20 protein-coding genes and 1 other RNA gene are annotated in these 20,247 nt (G+C 43.7%); 9 read left to right on the top strand and 12 right to left on the bottom strand.

Translation table 11 applies throughout. The features are described 5' to 3' along the window. Positions 1-348: 348 nt before the first annotated feature. The 7 genes from L6I86_RS06715 to L6I86_RS06685 all read right to left on the bottom strand — a co-directional run bounded on the left by L6I86_RS06715 (position 349) and on the right by L6I86_RS06685 (position 5,771). Complete coding sequence (locus tag L6I86_RS06715) at positions 349-1,305, bottom strand: D-2-hydroxyacid dehydrogenase (RefSeq protein WP_236285823.1); 957 nt, start codon at positions 1,303-1,305, stop codon at positions 349-351. A gap of 136 nt (positions 1,306-1,441) precedes the next feature. Next, positions 1,442-2,635: a putative glycoside hydrolase gene (locus tag L6I86_RS06710; RefSeq protein WP_236285822.1), complete on the bottom strand. Its 1,194-nt coding sequence runs from the start codon at positions 2,633-2,635 to the stop codon at positions 1,442-1,444. A gap of 183 nt (positions 2,636-2,818) precedes the next feature. Further along, positions 2,819-3,043: a Sec-independent protein translocase subunit TatA/TatB gene (locus L6I86_RS06705; RefSeq protein WP_236285821.1), complete on the bottom strand. Its 225-nt coding sequence runs from the start codon at positions 3,041-3,043 to the stop codon at positions 2,819-2,821. Positions 3,044-3,167: 124 nt separating this feature from the next. Then, positions 3,168-3,326, bottom strand: coding sequence for a hypothetical protein (locus L6I86_RS06700; protein ID WP_397340150.1), 159 nt, complete (start codon positions 3,324-3,326; stop codon positions 3,168-3,170). A 165-nt stretch (positions 3,327-3,491) separates the two neighbouring features. Then, complete coding sequence (locus L6I86_RS06695; protein ID WP_236285820.1) at positions 3,492-4,313, bottom strand: YitT family protein; 822 nt, start codon at positions 4,311-4,313, stop codon at positions 3,492-3,494. Positions 4,314-4,462: 149 nt separating this feature from the next. After that, positions 4,463-5,155, bottom strand: coding sequence for a DUF4247 domain-containing protein (locus tag L6I86_RS06690; protein WP_236285819.1), 693 nt, complete (start codon positions 5,153-5,155; stop codon positions 4,463-4,465). A gap of 79 nt (positions 5,156-5,234) precedes the next feature. Then, the gene (locus tag L6I86_RS06685; protein ID WP_236285818.1) at positions 5,235-5,771 is read right to left on the bottom strand and encodes a DUF4178 domain-containing protein; all 537 of its coding nucleotides are present in this window, start codon (positions 5,769-5,771) and stop codon (positions 5,235-5,237) included. 285 nt (positions 5,772-6,056) lie between these two features. On the opposite strand from L6I86_RS06685, the gene cshA reads away from it, so the two are divergent. From cshA to ssrS, 3 genes are all read left to right on the top strand, one after another. Continuing rightward, positions 6,057-7,682 (top strand): degradosome RNA helicase CshA, encoded by a 1,626-nt coding sequence (gene cshA, locus L6I86_RS06680; RefSeq protein WP_056616316.1) that lies wholly within the window; start codon positions 6,057-6,059, stop codon positions 7,680-7,682. A 351-nt stretch (positions 7,683-8,033) separates the two neighbouring features. Beyond that, a complete protein-coding gene (locus L6I86_RS06675; protein ID WP_236285817.1) occupies positions 8,034-8,870 on the top strand; it encodes a YesL family protein in 837 nt (278 codons plus the stop codon). 49 nt (positions 8,871-8,919) lie between these two features. Continuing rightward, a non-coding RNA gene (gene ssrS / locus L6I86_RS06670) (6S RNA) lies at positions 8,920-9,101 on the top strand. Between the two features lie 520 nt (positions 9,102-9,621). Here the strand turns inward: ssrS and xylB are convergent. Continuing rightward, entirely contained in the window at positions 9,622-11,157 is a 1,536-nt protein-coding gene (gene xylB / locus L6I86_RS06665) for a xylulokinase (protein ID WP_236285816.1), read from the bottom strand. 351 nt (positions 11,158-11,508) lie between these two features. Here xylB and L6I86_RS06660 point away from each other — a divergent pair, with 351 nt between their 5' ends. Continuing rightward, positions 11,509-12,855, top strand: a complete 1,347-nt coding sequence (locus tag L6I86_RS06660; protein WP_236285815.1) for an Nramp family divalent metal transporter — start codon at positions 11,509-11,511, stop codon at positions 12,853-12,855. Positions 12,856-13,002: 147 nt separating this feature from the next. Beyond that, positions 13,003-13,392: a DUF1499 domain-containing protein gene (locus L6I86_RS06655; protein WP_056616306.1), complete on the top strand. Its 390-nt coding sequence runs from the start codon at positions 13,003-13,005 to the stop codon at positions 13,390-13,392. Positions 13,393-13,440: 48 nt separating this feature from the next. On the opposite strand, the gene tpx is transcribed toward L6I86_RS06655, so the two are convergent. Next, positions 13,441-13,959, bottom strand: a complete 519-nt coding sequence (gene tpx / locus L6I86_RS06650) for a thiol peroxidase (RefSeq protein ID WP_056616303.1) — start codon at positions 13,957-13,959, stop codon at positions 13,441-13,443. A gap of 158 nt (positions 13,960-14,117) precedes the next feature. Here tpx and gltC point away from each other — a divergent pair, with 158 nt between their 5' ends. Further along, positions 14,118-15,002 carry a glutamate biosynthesis transcriptional regulator GltC gene (gene gltC, locus L6I86_RS06645; RefSeq protein ID WP_056616300.1) on the top strand — a complete coding sequence of 295 codons (885 nt, stop codon included), beginning with the start codon at positions 14,118-14,120 and terminating at the stop codon, positions 15,000-15,002. A 52-nt stretch (positions 15,003-15,054) separates the two neighbouring features. Here gltC and L6I86_RS06640 read toward each other — a convergent pair whose 3' ends face one another. Beyond that, entirely contained in the window at positions 15,055-15,744 is a 690-nt protein-coding gene (locus L6I86_RS06640; protein ID WP_236285814.1) for a zinc metallopeptidase, read from the bottom strand. 22 nt (positions 15,745-15,766) lie between these two features. Then, entirely contained in the window at positions 15,767-16,207 is a 441-nt protein-coding gene (locus L6I86_RS06635) for a MerR family transcriptional regulator (RefSeq protein ID WP_171634032.1), read from the bottom strand. A 304-nt stretch (positions 16,208-16,511) separates the two neighbouring features. On the opposite strand from L6I86_RS06635, the gene L6I86_RS06630 reads away from it, so the two are divergent. From L6I86_RS06630 to L6I86_RS06620, 3 genes are read left to right on the top strand one after another with little or no spacing between them, the layout of a single operon-like run. Further along, positions 16,512-17,897, top strand: a complete 1,386-nt coding sequence (locus L6I86_RS06630) for an ammonium transporter (protein ID WP_056616289.1) — start codon at positions 16,512-16,514, stop codon at positions 17,895-17,897. Positions 17,898-17,936: 39 nt separating this feature from the next. Next, positions 17,937-19,019 carry a DUF294 nucleotidyltransferase-like domain-containing protein gene (locus L6I86_RS06625; protein ID WP_236285813.1) on the top strand — a complete coding sequence of 361 codons (1,083 nt, stop codon included), beginning with the start codon at positions 17,937-17,939 and terminating at the stop codon, positions 19,017-19,019. A gap of 50 nt (positions 19,020-19,069) precedes the next feature. After that, positions 19,070-19,804 carry an exonuclease domain-containing protein gene (locus L6I86_RS06620; protein ID WP_056616283.1) on the top strand — a complete coding sequence of 245 codons (735 nt, stop codon included), beginning with the start codon at positions 19,070-19,072 and terminating at the stop codon, positions 19,802-19,804. Here L6I86_RS06620 and L6I86_RS06615 read toward each other — a convergent pair. Next, positions 19,798-20,226 carry a M67 family metallopeptidase gene (locus L6I86_RS06615; protein WP_236285812.1) on the bottom strand — a complete coding sequence of 143 codons (429 nt, stop codon included), beginning with the start codon at positions 20,224-20,226 and terminating at the stop codon, positions 19,798-19,800. The genes L6I86_RS06620 and L6I86_RS06615 overlap by 7 nt on opposite strands. Positions 20,227-20,247 lie beyond the last annotated feature (21 nt).

The raw sequence follows: 20,247 nt of genomic DNA, 5'->3' as shown, positions 1-20,247 counted from the left end.
CGAGCTTCCGAGGTCACCAACTCCTAAGTTCCCAAGTTCCCAAGTTCCCAAGTTCCCAAGTTCCCAAGTTCCCAAGTTCCCAAGTTCCCAAGTTCCCAAGTTCCCCAACTCCCAACTCCCAACTCCCCAACCTATAGGTTAACGGACATAGGTGACGCTATTTGGTCTAATTATGACGTTTTAAAACTCTAACGGTCACGGATGATGCTATTCAGCTAAATGTGAACTTTTTTTGAGTGAATTGCCACAATACGGTCGATCATGTCCGTTAGATCAACAAACTCCCTAGTGTGTAGAAATAACGATCATCGTGTCCGTTAGAGTTTGCAGGTGCCACCGCCTTACAACTTAATAGCCTTCTGCCAAGTCCACAACATTGATCATCTCTCCGCCATCCAGCATCGCACGTAAATTGTGATAGAAAATGGTGGAAACACGATCCGTATAATGTTCAGATGACCCAGCAATATGTGGGGTTAGGATGACATTCTTCATATCCCAAAGGGGGGAAGCAGCAGGTAACGGCTCCTGCTCGAAAACATCTAATGCTGCGCCAGCAAGTTTGCCTTCCTGCAAGGCTTGAATCAAAGCTTTTTCATCCAGTACATCGCCGCGAGCTAAATTAATGAAAAAGGCGCTCGGCTTCATAAGCGTTAGATGCTCTTTTTGCAAGAAGCCCCGCGTTTTCACTGTACTTGGAAGCAGAACGACAATGAAATCGCTTTGTGATAGCAGCAGCTGAAGACCATTTTCACCATGTACGGTTGTATCGAAGGCGGCTTGAGGTGTCCCCGAACGATTCAGGCCGATAACCGACATATCGAACGCTTTGGCTTTGCGAGCAACAGCCTCGCCGATGGCGCCAGCGCCGATAATCCCAATCGTTTTACCGTGCAATTCACCAAAGCGAACTTGATTGTCCCAAACGTGCTGATTCTGATTATCATGAAGTAAATTAGCTTTCCGAACCCATTGCAGCATGAGACTCAGCGCGAATTCACTCATTTGAATGGTGTGAACACCTCTAGCATTCGTGACAATCACTTGACGTTGATCAAGCTCCGCAAGAGGCAGTTTATCAACGCCTGCGGATAAGGTTTGCACCCACTTCAACTTAGGGGCGCGACTGAGGATGTCAGGGTGTAATCGACCTGCTGAGATGATCACATCAGCATCAGGGAGCATTTCGCCAGCATCCTTGGAAGAGGAAAACCAATGAAACTGGATGCGTTCTTTCAAGTCATGGGGGATTTGCTCTTGCATAGAAGTTAGATTCATGCCTGTTACAGCAACTATTTTCAGCATATCATCACATCCTTTTTGATTTTTGAAATGAATACTACCATGATAAATGAAATGGAAACCGAAAGTAAACTCGGACCGTATGCAGAAATACCCCGAGAGCATACATAGCTCTCGGGGTACCTGACATAGTTGGCTATTAATAATTGACGTTAGCCGTGTAGTTATTGTTGGCATTCCATAGTAGATACTCATTAACACCGTTATCCTTCAAGGCTCGAATCTGCTCATCTAATTCATGCTTGCCGTATTTAATATAGCCTGGCACCCAAGAAGCAGTAAAGTCTTGTATCCATGGGCGGATAACCGGCTTCCAGCCTTTCTTATCAATAGCTTCAAGCTTCTTATTGGTATCCTTGGAAGCACCATTAATTGTGGCATACGGTGCAGCATCAGGTACTTTAGAGCCGAACCAACCAGTACTGTAATGGCTAGGATAAATCATTGGAGCAATGACATCGACATTCTGTGAGATTTTCTCGAAATCTTGACCGATACCTTCAGCTGCCGGAACTGACGCTGCATATCCGAAAATGTCAACAGAGACGCGAACACCCAGTGGAGATAATTGCTCTCTTGCATATTTCACGAATGAAGAGACCGCATCAATCCGTGAACGCTCATCTTTGGTATATTTGAGGATGTCTGCTCGTTTCTCGAAGCCTTCTGGGAAGCGAACGTAATCAAACTGAATTTCTTTGAAGCCTGCCTTGACAGCTTCTTTAGCAACAGCGATATTGTAGTCCCATACCTCTTTACTGTACGGATTCACGAAGCTATCAGGAGGGTTTTTACCGTTCCCCCACAATGTGCCATCAGGATTCACGAAAGATAATTCAGGTTTCTTTTTAGCAAGAACCGTGTCTTTGAAGACAACAATACGTGCAATTGGATAAATGTTATGTTCTTGGAGTGTTGTCATGAGACCTGGCATATTGCCAATGATTTTCTGCGTGGTTCCCATTGCTTCGAGCTCAGCATTTCCAGTTTCCCAAGTAATGTAGCCCCAGTCATCTTTCACATCGATAACCATCGCATTCAGATCGGTATCATCAAGTAATTTTACAAGCGTATTGAGTCGTGAACCGCCAGCACTGTGAGCAGTAGAGTAGATCCCTTTAACGACAGGGGCATCTTTCTGTGGATCTACCTTGTTGACAGGTGCGAGTGGATCCGTTGCTTCCGTTGGTGTTGCAGGTGTGACGGGTTGAACGATAGCAACAGCGTTCTTCGCATCTAGCGAAGCTTGCACAAGCTGTTCAAAGCTTGCATCGGGGTTTGCGGCCGTAACATTACCCCAGATAAGGGCAAGTGAGGCGAGTAATATTTCCATGATGTATAAGTCCACTCCAATCCTTGTTTCTAGCTTTCATTATAAGCCAAGCGGGAAACTACGCACAGAGGAAATTTGTAGGCTTTTGTAGAAGCTTGTATGAGTCATTTGGCACATGAGGTACACTGTCTTAAGTAGGAAAAAACAAAAACACCTAGAAGCTTGGCCTCCAGGTGCTTGGACTTACTTATTCGATTCACTATTCGATACTTCAGGGTTAATTTCTTTCCGTACAATCGTAGGTTGATCATCCGTTGATGAGTTGCCGCCGTTACCATTTGTTGCATCTTTAAACTCACGGAACATTTTGCCAAAACCTCGACCAAGCTCAGGCAGTTTATTAGGCCCAAATAAAAGCAGGGCAACGATCGCAACTAGTATGATGTGCCAAGGAGATAAAGCTCCCATTCCAGACACCTCCAGTAAAATTTATCTTAGCTATATTATATCATGGACTTATCATAACCCATATAGCCTATTTATTACAATTTTAATAACAGTACACGGTGTAGAGATCCAAAAAAAGACACCCTCAATGGTACAGGGTGTCCTTATGATGTTCCGAAATGCTAAATTGAATAATTTCCATGACATCTTCCGCTGCGAGTGCCTCTATACCGAACCGTAGCACGATCTCGGATTCCAACTCATTGCTGGTCAAAGAGGGATACAACTCGGGCGTTAATTTCATTACAATCCTGGATAATTTGACTGTCTCCACAAGCATCACCCTTCCAATCAGAAGATTAGAATAAGAACTACGCCTGAACCTACCATCGATGAAAACCAGAACTATATGAAATTATATTCATTATAACACAATTCAAAATGGAATAAAGGGGCAGTTGGCTTATTTTCATTTGGGCTTTCGAAATTCCCCAACAACACCAACGGTTTCCACGATATTTACGAACGCTTTCGGGTCAATCTCTTTAATAATTCGCTTTAACTCCACGAGTTCATATCGCGTCGTAACCGTCATCAACATATCATGCTGTTGCTTCGTATAGGCACCTTCCGTTTTAATAAGTGTTACCCCTCTCGGGATCATGAGCAGCTTATTAATTATGGCATCCTTATGCTTCGTTACAATGAACGCGGTTACTTTAATATGGCGGATATGTATCATATCAACAGTTTTCCCGCTAATGAATATTGCTAACATTGAAAATAATGCAAGGTCCCAATTATCTTTGAAATAGCCGAGAGCGACGATAACAATCCCGTTCATCGAGGATAAAATGGTGCCAAGAGGAAAGTCGTATTTCCGTGTTAAAATCAGACCGACAATGTCAAACCCGCCGCTGGATCCTCCAATGCGGAGCGTGATTCCGCTGCCAATACCAATGAGGACGCCACCAAAAACAGCACCTAACATGGAATCTTTGGCTACGAAGTTCATAGGAATAATTTGCATTATCCAAGTGGTTAAGACGACAGAGGCAACACTGATCATGATGAAACGTTTACCAATGGAGACGAGTCCCCAAATCATGAGTGGCATGTTAAACAATAAGTAAAGAAATCCGATATTGTAATCTGTAAAATAACCAATAATCATGGCAATACCTGAAACGCCACCGCTAAGCAGCTGATGGGGAATGAGAAACATATTGAAGCCGACCGCGACAAGCAGTGCGCCAACTAGAATGATTAGAACATCTAGCGCCTTTTTCAAAACAAATCACCTCTAAAATAGTATGCAGCATATTGCAAGTATAATTCATTCTTATAAAACTGCAATCATTATTTAGACAGTGGACAATTAATTCGAATTGCATAAAAAAAGCTGTGTCCAAAAGATGGACAGCAGCTTGTGAATGAAATTTATCGGCGCTTGAAGGAGCCTGTTTTCTTGGTCGTACTTGGCTTGTTCGTACTCGGTTTACTAGTTGTTGGCTTCGTTACTTTATTAGGAGTTGAACCATCATTCTTACGCGCCGTTGAGGAGCTTCCAGAGCTTGGATTTGCTGCACCACTCGTGAAACCACCCGTCCGATCGGATGTAGTTGGCTTCGTCTCCTTGGTTGAACCTGTAGTCGGTGTTGTTGCCTTATAATTCGGCGTCTTTGTGTAGCCGCGGTAGTCATAAGAAGATCCTCTATTGTTATTCCAACCGCCACCAAATATAGATTGAAGCAGCGAGGCGGTTAAATAGCCTTGTAAGAAGGAGGAGTCATAATGGCTCTTGGCATATTCAATGCTATCGAGTTGGACTAATGTATTCTTACTATCACTTGGATCTTTCTGGATATTGATAACCTTGTCCTTATACACAAGGAACATCTGATCCTCAGATTCCTTACTCTTCTCTTTGGGGGTTTCTTTGGCAGCCAGTTCATTCGCAACTGTGGGTACATTCTTGCCTTCAACTGAGTAAACCTTAGACATCGTGGTTCCCTTGCCATCAACGCTTACTAACGGATATTCATCCTTAATATAACGTCCGGCATCTGCGCCACATGCGGTAAGAAGAGCGATAATAAGTATGAAGGAAAGCCATGAAGTCCACTTCTTCATCGTCTGGTAGTCCTCCTTTCAGCGTGTTTCCGAAACATGCTTCCATGATAACATAGCTTTATCGTCATCAGTGTCGATATCAAAAATTTCTCAAAAATTTAATTTGATTGCCTGGTGTGCGCTCGCCTTCTAGGGCAACGAATTTACCATCCTGCCATTGAAGGAAAAAAAAGCGCTGGTCAGGTCCGAAATAACGCCAGAAGATGATATCATCACCGCTGCGGAAATCAGTGTTTCCTTCTGTCCGTGAAACGTCGTTGCGATGAAATTCCAGATCGAAAGTGACATCTCCGTCCAACTCTAATCGGGTAGGCACATCATTGGGATCATCTAGAGCTCCTTCAATAAAACTACATAAGAAACAATCATAGGTTCTGCCTTTTTCCACAATCAAGCACTGAATATTTTTACCGCTTTGTAGATAATAAGCATAGCGATGCGGCTCAAAGCCGCGGTCAAAATATATGACTTTACCGGAGATGACATATTCCTCTAAGTCTACATTGACAATATCGCCAACACGCGCGACTTCTAGCGGATTACCGACGGATCCGGCTGTAGGTGGTTGCTCCTTGTTACTGCGAAGAATGTTGCTGACACGTTTAAATATGGACATAGAAACTCTCCTCTGTACGATTCCGTTTTATTGTTCTCCCCTTTAATACGAGTTGCTTATTCATTCGGTTTCGTTCGAGTCGTTAAAAGTAGCCACTGGCAATGTGTGTATCACCTGTGCTATAATATTTTAGATGTTCTTAAGGGCGGCCAGTTGGATCATGGAAGATGACGAATCGAAAGTGTATTCCACCAAGAAACTATAGAGACGGATAGGAAGTCGTACTTAAGGGTAAAAAAGATACAAGGCATTAGCCTGCCCTGTACAAAAGGAGATTGAATTTATTTGAAAACATTTCAGGAGTTTGGTTTAGACGCATCGGTACTACGTGCGATTACGGAAATGGGCTTTGAAGAGTCCACACCAATTCAAGAGAAAACAATACCATTGGCCATGGATGGCCGTGATTTGATCGGGCAAGCACAAACAGGAACTGGGAAAACGGCAGCATTCGGTATTCCGCTAGTTAACAAAATCAATGTAAAAGAAGAGCGCATTTCGGCTCTAATCATGTGTCCAACACGGGAACTTGCCATTCAGGTTGCGGAAGAGATTGAAAAACTCGGTCGTTTCAAAGGCATTCGTTCTTTGCCAATTTACGGTGGACAGGATATCGTTAAACAAATCCGCGCATTGAAAAAGAAACCACAAATCATTATCGGAACACCAGGACGTCTTCTTGACCATATTAACCGCAAAACAATCAAGCTTGATGATGTTCAAACAGTTATTTTGGATGAAGCGGATGAAATGCTTGATATGGGCTTCATGGATGATATCCAATCTATTCTTAAATTAGTTCCAGCAGAACGTCACACAATGTTGTTCTCTGCAACTATGCCGACTAACATTCAGAAATTGGCTCAACAATTCCTTACTAATCCAGAGCACGTTTCGGTAATCCCGAAACAAGTGAGCGCTCCTTTGATCGAGCAAGCTTACATTGAATTGCATGAGAAACAAAAGTTTGAAGCACTTAGCCGTTTGATCGACATGGAAGCACCAGACCTAGCAATTATTTTCGGACGCACGAAGCGTCGGGTAGATGAGTTGGCAGAAGCTCTTCAAAAAAGAGGTTATGCTGCTGAAGGACTTCATGGTGACTTGTCCCAAAATCAACGTGATAATGTTATGAGAAAATTCCGTGATGGCAGTATTGATGTTCTAGTAGCAACTGACGTTGCTGCTCGTGGACTAGATGTATCAGGTGTTACTCACGTTATCAACTTTGACCTTCCACAAGATCCAGAGAGCTACGTTCACCGTATCGGCCGTACAGGTCGTGCAGGTAAAGAAGGTACTGCTTGGACTTTCGTGACACCACGAGAAATCGATCACCTTCACTTTATTGAGAAGGTTACACGCCATAAAATCAACAAAAAGCCTTTGCCAAGCGTTGCAGAAGCGGTAGAAGGTAAACAAAAAATGACAGCTGAGCGTATTTTGGATATGCTTCAAAAAGAAGAGCATTCCGAATTTAAAGGCCTAGCTATTCAAATGCTTGAGCAATACGATTCGGTTAACTTGCTTGCAGCAGCGATGAAGCTTCTTACTGGAGACAAGAAAGATCTGAATATTGAATTGACACCAGAAGATCCGATTCGTGCAAGAAAGAAGAAATTCGATGTTCGCAGCTCAGGTAGACGCGTTGGCGGTGGATACGGTTCAGGATCAGGTTCAAGCGATCGTCGTCAAGGTGGCGGCGGTTACGGTGGATCAGGTTCAGGATCAGGCAATTCCTCAAGCGGTGGCTCACGTTACCCGCGTAAGGATAGCAGAGATTACGGTTCAAACAGAGAAGGCGGAAGCAGCTCTACTTCGAGAAACCGCGAATACGGAAGCAACAACTCCGGAAATCGTGATCGTTCCAGAGCGCCGCGCAAAAGTGAAGATACACTTGTAAATAAATAAGTTACAGCACTAAAAAGGCGGAGATCCTAAGGATCTCCGCCTTTTTCAAGTTGTATATGGATTAAATAACAAATGAGCTAGTGATGATAACTAACAAAATGAAAAGCACCAAAATAGCACCTGCGGATGTTCCAACTGGATGAGACATGGTATCAACCTCCTGAATAATGATTAGTGGTACGATTAGACAATACTATATTATGTAACAGAACCTATAACGACTAGACGGCTACCTATATGATGAAAAATAGGCTATAATTGAGTATATATACAATTAAGACATGCTATCGTCATGTCAGCAGTTAACAACGTAGAAAGTTTCCTGAAGGAAACGCTAAGGAGGAAGCAGTTTTGGAGTTTAAGGGAGTTATGGGAGGACTGTACAGAATATCGGAGTGGATTATGCGGTTATCCGTTATTAATTTACTTTGGATGCTTTGTTCGATTCCGGTATTCTTTTTCCTCTTTATGGGGTTAGTGAGTCAAACGCCGGACGCTTTGAAAGCTACGCTGCCGATTCTTGCAGTTTTGGCACCGTTTACTTTATTTCCTGCGACAACAGCTATGTTTGCGGTGGCTAGGAAATGGGTGACTGGAGAAGAAGATGTTCCTTTGTTAAAAACATTTTTCCGTGGATACAAAGAAAACTATTTGCAAAGTATGCTTGGCGGTATATTCTTTGTACTAATCTTCGTTATTATTGCTGTGAACTATTTCTTCTATTTGAAGCAAGGCAGCTCGTTGAAAGTACTAGCCGTTCTTTTTATTGCTTTCACCGTGATCATGATTATTGCTTTGTTTAATTTCTTCTCCATTATCGTTCATTTGCACATGAAGATTTTTCAAATTGTTAAAAATTCAATTTTAATTACAATTGGCAATCCCATCAATTCGATTGTATTGCTCATTTGTAATGGTGTTATTGTTTATATTTGCTTAACGAAGTTCAATTTCTTCTTAGTCGTGTTCTTCATGGGTGCGATTGTTGCAACGTTCTCCTTCTGGCAGTTTAACCGAAGCTTTACGAAGCTTCAGACGAAACAACAGGAGTTGGAAGAGAAGGAACAGCAGCGACTTGCTGAAGCCGAAGCAGCTGAAGAAGGCAATGATGAAGCGAGTGAGAGCGAAGTTAATGAATCTCCGATTAGCTTGCATAAAAAAGATGAGAATGACAAGACTAAAGATTAATCCTTCCAGTTGATTATCAGCGAGGTAGGATCTATAATAAGAAAACAGAAGAAATCTGCGATGCTCGTAACGGTTTTAAGTTGTTTTAAACCAATGACTGTTTCTAGGGAGACCTATATTGAAGTGTGGCTGACATGCCCTCGAAAGGGGACCTCAAATACACGTCTGCGGACACCCACCTGCGAGAGCGGGTTTGAAGCACCAAAACCGGACGGCATAGGCGGGTTTCTTCGAATAAAAAAGAGGTTGAACAGGCAATCATGCCTGCTCAACCTTTTTTTTATTGTTTCGGGAGGAGGGGGAACGCTGAATCTGGAGCCGAACCTGAACTTGACCTTGACCTCGACCTTGACCTCGACCTCGACCTTGACCTCGACCTCGACCTCCCATCTGCCCAATGGAGAAATCCAATGAAAAGCCCGTTAAACAAGTTAAACTATCGATTTGATTGGATAATTCCATTCAAATCTTCGCTTATGCAATGTTTTAGGCCAGAATCAAGCGGCTATACTGGATTTATCCAATGTAGGGAGCCAATTTGTGCAGAATATGAAGGTTTTAATGGATATATCCAATGGGGGAGCAAGAGAGAGCGGCTTCATAGGAGATGACATGAAAATATCTCGCTATTCACATAAAAAAGACCACCCGAGGGTGGTTAATTGGATATTAAGATTGATTGATGCAACCATTTGCTAACATCATTTTAATATTCGTTCTCAGCTAAACGACTCCGTTCAAGAATGGCGGCTTAGTTGATTGTATCTGCTAAATCAGTCAATTGGTGGAACGTGCTTTGTAATGTAGGGTAAAGGCTGCGATACACTTTATAGTACGCTTCATATTTGAGTTGGTTAGCTGGATTAGGTTCTACACGATCAGTGACTTCAATCCAATCTTCGCATAATTTCGTAATATCAACTTGAAGTACGCCAGATGCAGCCATGATTGCTGCGCCGTACGCAGGGCCATCTGTTGAATTGACCGTCACGACGGGAATTCCGAAAATGTCAGCGATCATTTGTCGCCAGAAAGGACTTCTAGCTCCGCCCCCGTTTACACGAAGCTCCGTAACTTCGATCCCGGATTCACGAATCAATTCCATAGAATCACGAAGTCCGAAGGTGATACCTTCAAGTACAGCGCGGGTCAAATGTGCTTTCTCGTGTCTTAGATTAAGCCCGATGAAGGCACCGCGTGCTTTCGGATCTGGATGTGGTGTACGTTCCCCGGATAAATAAGGAAGGAACAACAAACCTTCACTACCAAGTGGTGCTGTAGCAGCTTCTGCTGTCAGAATTTCGTACACATCTATGCCTTCTTGTTCAGCGCGTGCAAGCTCTTCACTGGCGAAGTGATTGCGCCACCACTGGAATGAGCCGCCAGCCGCGAGCATAACGCCCATGCGGTGCCACTTGCCCGGCACGCCGTGACAGAAGGAATGAAGCCGGTAGGCTTCATCCACTTGGTAGGTGTCGTCATGGACGAAGACGACACCAGAAGTGCCGAGCGCCACCGAGGCGATGCCTTGGCGGACGACGCCAACACCAACGGCGCCGCAAGCTTGGTCGCCACCGCCGACAACGATCGGCGTGCCTGGGGCTAAGCCTGTGAGCGCTGCTGCCTCAGGCAGCAGGTGCCCTGCAATGTCGCCGGACTCATAGAGCGGCGGCAGCCACTCGAGCGGGATCTCTAACCGCTCAGCGACGGTTTGAGACCAGCTGCGATTGGCTACATCGAGCAGCAGTGTGCCGCTGGCGTCGGCCATGTCCATGCCGAACGCACCCGTCAGGCGCAGCCTGACGTAGTCCTTCGGCAGCAGCAGATGCCGAACGCGGGCGTAGTGCTCCGGTTCATGCTGCCTGAGCCAGAGGAGCTTGGGCGCCGTGAAGCCGGTCAGCGCCCGATTGCCTGTGAGGCGGCCGAGCTCGGCTTCGCCGACGGTCGCCTCGATGTAGGTGCATTGCTCCGCGGTGCGCTGATCGCACCAGAGCAGCGCAGGCCGGATGACCTGCTGCGCCTCATCGAGGAAGACCGACCCGTGCATCTGGCCGGAGAAGCCAATACCTGCTACAGCATCGCTCGACACGCCCGTGCTAGCCAAGAGCCCTTGTATGCCTGCGATCGTGGCATTCCACCAATCTTCAGGATGCTGCTCAGCCCAACCTGGATGTGGTTGTTGCAGCGGATATTGGGCAGAATGTGAGCCGATAACCGTACCAGCTTCATCCACTAGAATGCATTTAATGGCAGAAGTACCTAAATCTAAACCCATAAAATAAGCCATGATGAGATCATCCTTTTTATAATGAATTAGGGTCATTGCTTCGATATTCTTTGTTTGTTTATTGAATATACAAAGATAACTTATTCAATGTATTCGCCCATGCTTTCAAATATCCTTCTTTTCCAGATGATTATTCCTATGAATTTTTGCTGAGCAGGGTATGCTTTAAAAGAATGGTTCTACTCACGCTTATAAAAGTGGCAAAACTTGTCTCAAAACTTTCCCTAGGGAAAAATAATTTCGGTGGAACATAAATGTTTACCTGTAGCATAAGATGGGGTTATGTAGTATACTACATATAAAAGTTTCCCTAGAACAACATTATTGGTCTTGCGAAAGAAGGGTTAAGCTATGGAATTTGCAATCAAGAAACCGGATCAGGAACCGAATGGATGGCGTAAAGATTCTTCTGCGCCAAGTCTACCTGAAGTTCATCATAGTATGAAAGTCCCTAAAAAAGCTGGATTTTTCCGAAAGCTCCTAGCCTTCGTGGGGCCAGGATATCTGGTAGCAGTCGGTTATATGGACCCTGGAAACTGGGCAACTGACTTGGCCGGCGGTTCCCAATTTGGATATACACTACTTTCAGTCATTTTAATTTCAAATCTTATGGCCATACTTTTGCAGGCTTTATCTGGTCGATTAGGTATTGTGACGGGTCGAGATTTGGCGCAAGCGTGTCGTGATCATTATAGTAAGCCCGTTTCTTATGTGCTTTGGTTTCTATGTGAGCTTGCGATCGCTGCTTGTGATCTAGCTGAGGTCATCGGTGCCGCGATTGCTTTGCAGTTACTATTCGGGTTGCCGCTCATTTATGGTGTGATTCTGACGGCATTAGATGTTATTTTGGTGCTTATGCTACAGAAGAAAGGCTTTCGCTATATTGAGGCGATGGTTATTAGCTTAATTGCACTTATTATGGTTTGTTTTATTATGGAACTTATTTTCTCTCGACCTGAATTTGCAGCTGTAGCTGCAGGGTTCATTCCAACAACTGAAATTGTAACGAATCCAGCCATGTTATATATTGCTCTAGGTATTCTAGGTGCGACGGTCATGCCTCATAATTTGTATTTGCACTCATCCATCGTTCAGACGCGTAAAATCGAACCTACGATTGAAGCTAAACGTGAAGCGATCAAATTTTCAACCATAGATACAACAGTTGCCCTGATGCTAGCGCTATTCGTAAACGCGGCGATTCTCATTCTTTCGGCGGCAGCTTTTCATTCAGCGGGGAAAGAAGTTGCGGAAATTCAAGATGCTTACCATCTCCTTGGACCAATGTTGGGTACAGGGGCAGCAAGTATATTGTTCGCCGTTGCACTCTTAGCATCTGGGCAGAACTCAACGCTTACCGGTACACTTGCGGGTCAGATCGTCATGGAAGGATTTCTAAATATTCGTCTAACACCTTGGCTGCGCCGGTTGATTACTCGGTTAATTGCCATTATACCTGCGGTCATCGTGATTGGTATCTACGGAGAAAGCGGAGCAACGGATTTACTCATTCTCAGTCAGGTTATTTTGTCCTTACAATTATCTTTTGCTGTAATCCCGCTCGTGACTTTTACTTCAGATCGTAAAAAGATGGGTGTGCTCGTGACTCCGAAATGGATGGCGGTATTGAGTTGGTTTGTGGCCATTTTAATCGCGGGATTAAACGCTTATTTGCTATATACGACATTTTTTGGATAAAGGAATATATGCTTGGCTAAAATCGGGGGAGAAATCCCTCGATTTTTCATTTACCTCTTTTTCTAAAGCCTAAACAATGGTATTATAGAGAATAGTGTTGAAATGGCAAGTGGTCTACATGCACTTCATTGAAGGGGGAAAGGGCTTTTGCTAAAGAGAACTTTAATCGGATTAGTACGTAGTCATGAAACGACAGGGGAAAAAGCTAGAGATCCTTTACTTAAAACTAGATATTTTAAGCTGCCGAAGGAGCAAGTTTGGGAAGAGGTAACCGCTGTTTTAAAGAAAACACCAGGTTACAAGCTATTACATGAGGTCCCGAACGTAGGAGAAATCCTTGCTGAGCGCAAAACGGTTACTGGAAGAACCCAAGATGTAACATTAACCTTATTCGCGATTAATCCTGTGAAAACGGCTGTTGATATCTATTCGGCTTCACGTGGTTCAATGGGGGATCTTGGATCCAACTATCGTACGATATTAGATATTTATAAACAATTAGATCGTAAGCTTGCTTCATATAAAATTGATGGATAATAAAAACAGCAGGGAAGCTTGGCCTCCTTGCTGTTTTATTTGTGTGGATTAAACTAATTTTTTAACAGCTTCTACAGCTGCTTCATAGTTAGGGTGAGCTGTCATTTCGCCAAGGTACTCAACGTATTGAACAGTGTCATTAGCGTCGATTACGAAAATAGCGCGCATATCCAATTGAATTTCTTTGATCAATACGCCGTAAGCTTCACCAAAGGATTTTGTTTTGTAATCGGATAATGTGATTACTTTGTCGATACCTGCAGCGCCACACCAGCGAGCTTGTGCGAAAGGAAGATCAACGCTGATTGTAAGTACAGCAACATTGTCGCCTAGGCCAGCTGCTTCTTCATTGAAACGACGTGTTTGTGCATCACAAACGCCTGTATCTAAGGAAGGAACAACGGAGATCAATTTCACTTTACCTGCGTAATCGGCAAGTGATACTTGCGTCATCAAATCTTTGTTAACTTTGAAATCAGGTGCTTTGTCACCTACTTTAATTTCGGGTCCTACCAAAGTGATAGGATTGCTTTTCAGGGTAGCTACACCAGTACGTTCTTGTGCCATTGAATGATTTCCTCCTTTATTATCCATGCTAAATAACAACTCATTTATTATAAGCTTTTTGCAGATAAGTTGTCCAATCGTTACTATCGAGCTATAATCGGAGTCAAAGAACGAGATTCGTTTCTTCATCATGAAGTTAAGTCGGGGGATTTACTCACGTGGAATTAAGACAATTGCAATATTTTGTTAAGGTTGCTAGGAAGCAGCATGTGACACAGGCGGCGGAAGAGCTGCATGTAGCGCAGTCTGCGGTTAGTCGGCAAATTCATTTGCTGGAAGAGGAACTCGGCGTTGATTTATTTGTTCAAAAGGGGCGCAATTTACATTTGACCTCTGTGGGGCATTTATTTTTAAGTCGAGTAGAAGGTATTCTTACGGATCTAGAACGTGCGGTGGGAGAAATACATGAGTTTCTTGATCCAGAGGCTGGCGAGATTCGTATTGGATTTCCACATAGTCTGGTTATCAATTTACTACCTGCTGTTGTAGCGGCATTTAAAAAAAATCATCCGAATGTGAAGTTTAGACTGCGTCAAGGTACATACACATCATTAATTCGTGATGTTTCGAGAGGGGAGATTGATCTCGCTTTTATATCACCCTTTCCGGAATCCCACGAACACGTGACAGGTGAAATTTTATTGACAGAAGAGTTGTATGCTATCATTCCTTCTAATCATATTCTGGCAGACTATACGTCAATTCGCCTTGAGCAGTTGAAGAATGAACCGTTCGTAATGTTTAGTGAAGAATATACGCTTCGAACGATCGTGATGGATGCGTGCCAGAAGGCAGGCTTTGTGCCTAAGATTGAGTTTGAAGGTGAGGAGACGGATACGATTCGCGGGCTTGTTGCCGCGGGTATGGGGGTAAGCTTACTTCCGGCGATGGCCTTATTGGAAAGTGGGCAAACACAGCCTGTCAAAATACGAGTAACAGATCCTCAAGTTACTAGGACAGTTGGTTTGATTTGTCGCAAGGATGTGAAGCTGCCTCTGGTGGCTGAAGTGTTTCGGCGTTTCTTATATGAGTATTTTAAATGAGAAAAGCTCTCCCAACAGGTCGTGAAGAACCTGAAGGGAGAGCTTTCTTTTATTAATCATCGTTATTGCGACCATTGAAAATCATAATGTACTTTAGAAGCTCGAGTACAGAGATCAATGCAGCGGCTACATAAGTAAGTGCGGCAGCGTTCAAAACCTTAGCCACGCCACGTTCTTCTTCATTAGAGATGAAGCCTTGTGCCACCATTTCATTACGTGCTCGGTTACTGGCGTTAAATTCAACAGGTAACGTAACTAATTGAAAAGCAACGGCTACCGCGAAGAAGATAATGCCGATTTCCAATAACCAAGGGATACTTTGAAAGAAGAAACCCGCTAGGATCAGGATGGGAGCGACGCCAGAGGCGAAATTAACGACTGGGAACATCTTGTGTCTTGCGACGAGCATAGGGTAATGGACTTGATGCTGAATAGCGTGACCTACTTCGTGACAGGCGACTGATACAGCTGAGATTGAGCTCTGAAAGTAAACAGGCTCCGACAGACGTACAGTTCGAGCCATTGGATCGTAGTGGTCTGTTAATGTCCCAGGTACAGCTTCGACGGGTACATCGTAAAGGCCATTAGCATCTAACATTCTTCTTGCGGCTTCGGCGCCAGTCATGCGTGAGTAGACAGGTACGCCCGACCATTTGTTAAAAGTTCCTCGCACTCGGAATGAAGCCCACATAGAAAGGCCGAATGCAATAATAATTAGAAAATCCATAGGGTGAAAAAACATAGGGCATTCCTCCGTATTTCAATTATGAGAACGGATTTTTACCTAAAAGGACAATAAGTGCTTCGATGCAGGCTGCGGTCGGTTGTGTCAGAATATGATACAGCTTTTTCAACTGCTTAGGCTTCAATTGCTGAACAAGTGGGCTGAGTTCTTTGGCTTCCTTCATTAATTGTTCGAGATGCAACTGAAGGGATGTAAGCTTATCTGTCACAGTATCATCGGAGGTCACTTTACTCCATTGCTGTAAGTTGACTTTGATTTCCTCTAAGGTATATTTCTCGTTCTTCATTGTTTCAATACGCCTTAGTCGGTGCAAAGTTTCATCACTGTACAGACGATAGTTCGTATCGGATCTTCTTTCAGGTTCGATTAAGCTCAGCTTGGTGTAGTAATCGATGGTTCGAGGGCTGACATCAGCAAGCTTGGCGAGCTCTCCGATTTTATAAAGCTTCTCATTCCCCATGTTAAATTCACCTCTACTCCAATGGTTTGAATTTCTTTCTTCTATATAAACATGATACCTGATGTTAAACCGTACAGTCAAACGTGATGCTTCGGAAAGCTGACATTGGATATTGGTGTAAATAAGGCATTTTGTGAACACGTATGAGCCGAAACACGAATTATGCCTGTTTCATGTCAGGTTATTTTTCGCTTTTTTCAATATTTTAACGAAAATCCTATTGTCAAACCCAAATATCCTGTATATAATGACATTAAGAGTTTCATTACATGTTACTTAATCTAACATTAAAGGAAGTGGTCGTATGGTTAAGAAATTGTTGTTAGCTTTCGGCGTTATGTCATTACTGTTCCCTACACTCGCATTTGCAGCGGATGAGGCGACAGCACCACAACTACAGAGTGCAATTGATGCAGTATGGGTAATGTTGGCAGCAATCTTAGTCATCTTCATGCAAGCTGGTTTTGCACTTTTAGAAGCGGGGTCAACTAGAATGAAAAATGCCGGTCACGTAGCCGGTAAAACGATTTTAACTTTCGGATTATGTGCCATTGCATTCTGGGCTGTAGGATTTGGTTTCGCCTTCGGTGATGGAAATGCATTCTTCGGAGAAACGGGCTTCTTCGTAACAGGTTTAGAAGATCAAGCTGCAGCAGCATTCGGATCTCTTTCCTTCTCTGATGTGCCAATCGGTATCAAATTCTTGTTCCAACTAGCATTCGCTGGTGTATCCCTTGCTATCGCATGGGGCGGTTTTGCGGAAAGAGCGAAACTTCCGGTTTACTTTATTTTCGGAATTCTTTACACAGTCATTATCTATCCAATCGTAGCGCACTGGGTATGGGGCGGCGGCTGGTTGAGCAAATTGGGTATGCAAGATTTCGCGGGTTCAACGGTCGTTCACTTACAAGGTGCAACAGCAGCGTTAGTAGCAACTATCTTGCTTAAACCGCGTATTGGCAAATATAATAAAGATAAAACACCTAATTTGATTCCAGGTCATAACCAAGTATTGTCTGTTCTTGGTGTAATCATCCTATGGATCGGTTGGTTCGGTTTCAACCCAGGTAGTACGCTAAGTGCTATGGGTGACGGATTCTTCGGTTATATCGCATTGACAACGAATATGGCTGCTGCGGCAGGTGCTGTAGCTGCATTGATTATCTCTTGGATGTACTTCGGTAAAGCGGATATTCCTAGCATGTTGAATGGTGTTCTGGCTGCGCTTGTTGCCATCACTGCAGCATGTGCGTTCGTAGACGCTTGGGCAGCAATCGTAATTGGTGCAGTTGCGGGTATCGTAACATTCTTCACGGCACAATGGTTCGAAAGAGCTGGAATCGATGATCCGATCTATGCGTTCTCTGTGCACGGTATCGCTGGTATCTGGGGTACACTTTCCACTGGTTTGTTCGCAACGCCTGAGCTTTCTGCAAAAGTTGGTATCGGTGGTGCAGGTTTATTCTACGGCGGTGGTTTCCACCAATTAGGAATTCAAGCACTAGGTCTTGCTGGAGCTTTGGCATTCGTACTTGTTCTTTCCTTCATTATTCTTGGTATTCTTAAAGCTACAATTGGCCTTCGTGTTACTGAAGAAGAAGAAATCATTGGTCTGGATCTTTCCGAGCATGGTTCATACGGATATCCTGAACAAATGAAAAAAGCAGCTCAAAACGGCGTGTCCGTTTAACAACACATATACTTTCTACTAGAGCAAAGGGGATGCAACATGAATCATCTCTCAATGGAACGGATCCTGGAACGCATTTATCAGTCGGAGCAATTCGAAGAGATGCGAATAACCAGAGATCAGGTGCATGAGATGTTTCGGGAGCATCTCCTTTTTCCCTATACATCTGAATTGGGGCAGCAAATCAATCAAGTGCATGACGCGTTGATTCAAAGAACGACTCAGATTGCCGAACATTTGCTTGAGGATGAAGGATTCGGTAAGCCGCCTGTTGCGTATGCTTTTATCTTATTAGGCAGTGGTGGCAGGAGAGAACAGACGCTGTGGAGTGATCAGGACAACGGACTCATTTATGGTGAGAGTGAAACGCATACGCAAGATGAATTAGATCTTTATTTCGATATGCTTGCCTCATATATCATTCGCGGTTTGGATGTTTTGGGTTATCCTCCTTGTGAAGGGAATGTCATATCCAGTAATCCGCAATGGCGTAAGTCGCTGCAAGGATATAAGGATATGATGATCGGCTGGTTTAAGGAACCTGATTGGGAAAATGTGCGCTATCTTCTCATTCTGGCGGATATGCGTTGTATCTATGGTTCAGAGCTATTAGTGATGAAGTTGAAACAATCGTTTCTTGATTATGTTCAGGAACATCCGGGACTTTTGAAATATTTGTTGTCGAACACGTTGCATCACAAAATTTCGTTGGGTATATTCAGTCATTTAATTACAGAACGTTACGGTGAAGATGCAGGCGGATTTGATATCAAATATGGTGCTTATATTCCGATTGTCAATGGGATTCGGCTGCTTGCTATTCAAGCAGGAATTTTGGCCACTTCTACGATTGAACGAATTAGGCAGTTAAAGGTGAAGGGGATTGTATCCGAAGAGCTAGCCAATGAATGGGAAATGGCTTTTTCTATTGCTTTAAAGTTAAGAGATAGCACGCCTTTCCAATTAGATGAAGAGAAATATACGACAAGAGGTAAACTTACGGCAGATCAACTTAACAAAGAGATTCGCATGCAATTAAAGCAATGTTTACGAACGGGAATACAGTTGCAGAAGTATGTCGGTAAATCCATAGGATCACACATAGAGAGAGAAAAAGGTTAGAACTATCGGAATCGGAAATCACGTTTCATTGGCAGGGAGAGGTGACTCGCTTGAAGGATATGCGTCCGGCAGGTCGTATGTGGCATTTATATAAGATGGGTGGTTTAACGCCAGCTTTAACCTCGATGTTTGATGCGCAAAGTGCGCAACAAATGGCCTTTATTCGGTCGATGCTGAAAGAGCAACGAAAAGATTCTTTGTTTGAAATTCCTCTGCACGCGATGGAGATCGTGGTGTTTGATCTTGAAACGACAGGCTTCTCTCCATATAATGGTGACGAAATTATCTCGTTCGGCGCTGTCTCTGTTATTGGTGGTGAAGTGCAGACGCAAGATACATTCTATAAAATGGTGAATCCTAAACGTAAAATTCCAGATGAAATCATAAAGTTAACGGGTATTACGAACGAAATGGCTGGAGATGCACCTGATTTAATCGGCGTTTTAAGTGATTTTTTAGAATTTGTTCAGCAGAAAATCTTAGTGGCCCATGCCATTGGACATGATAAAAGTTTTTTGAACTCGGCCTTGTGGCGTACCTCGAAAGTTAGCTTATCCCATCGGGTTTTAGATATTATGATGATTGCAAAATGGCTCATGCCCAAACGAAAAAATCTGGGTTTAGATTCTCTACTGCATGCTTACGACATCCCGGTTACCGTAAGACATCATGCTCTGGAAGATGCCCTTATGACAGCGCAATTATGGTCCAGATTTATGGAAGAAATAAGAGCGAGAGATGTAGACACATTAGGTGATTTATATGCTTTGTTAAGCCATCATTGACCGATGACAAACGAAAGTTTGTGATATGCGGTAGTGGTGGTTTTTTTTAGGGAATAGACCTTGAGGTCAGGTTTCTCTTCGTGTTGCAGGGAAAGGACCCAGTAGGTTGGAATGGTGTGCCAGAGCGTTAAGAGGTCCTCGGCAGAGGGGGTTGATGAGGCTGTGGGGTGGGAATGAAAAATCCCGACAATCGTACGACATTGATCTGTTAGGTAGGGAATCATGTCGATGGGATGGATGACGAATTGCTGTTTTGGATGCGCCGCGTGATTAGGAAGAGGGATAAATGTGTGGATATGTAACTCATCTGTCGATGAGGAAGAAGCTTCCTGTATAAGGATGCCACATGCTTCGTTGGGGAGCGAGCGTATACTGTGTGAGATCATTTCGTCATATGTTTTTTTAGATAAATGTATGCTCACTTGCGTTCACTCCCTCACATG

The organism is Paenibacillus allorhizoplanae, from assembly GCF_927798215.1.
Classification (GTDB): domain Bacteria; phylum Bacillota; class Bacilli; order Paenibacillales; family NBRC-103111; genus Paenibacillus_E; species Paenibacillus_E allorhizoplanae.
Note: the sequence above shows the minus strand (reverse complement) of the source record. Positions and strands in the feature narration are given on the sequence as shown.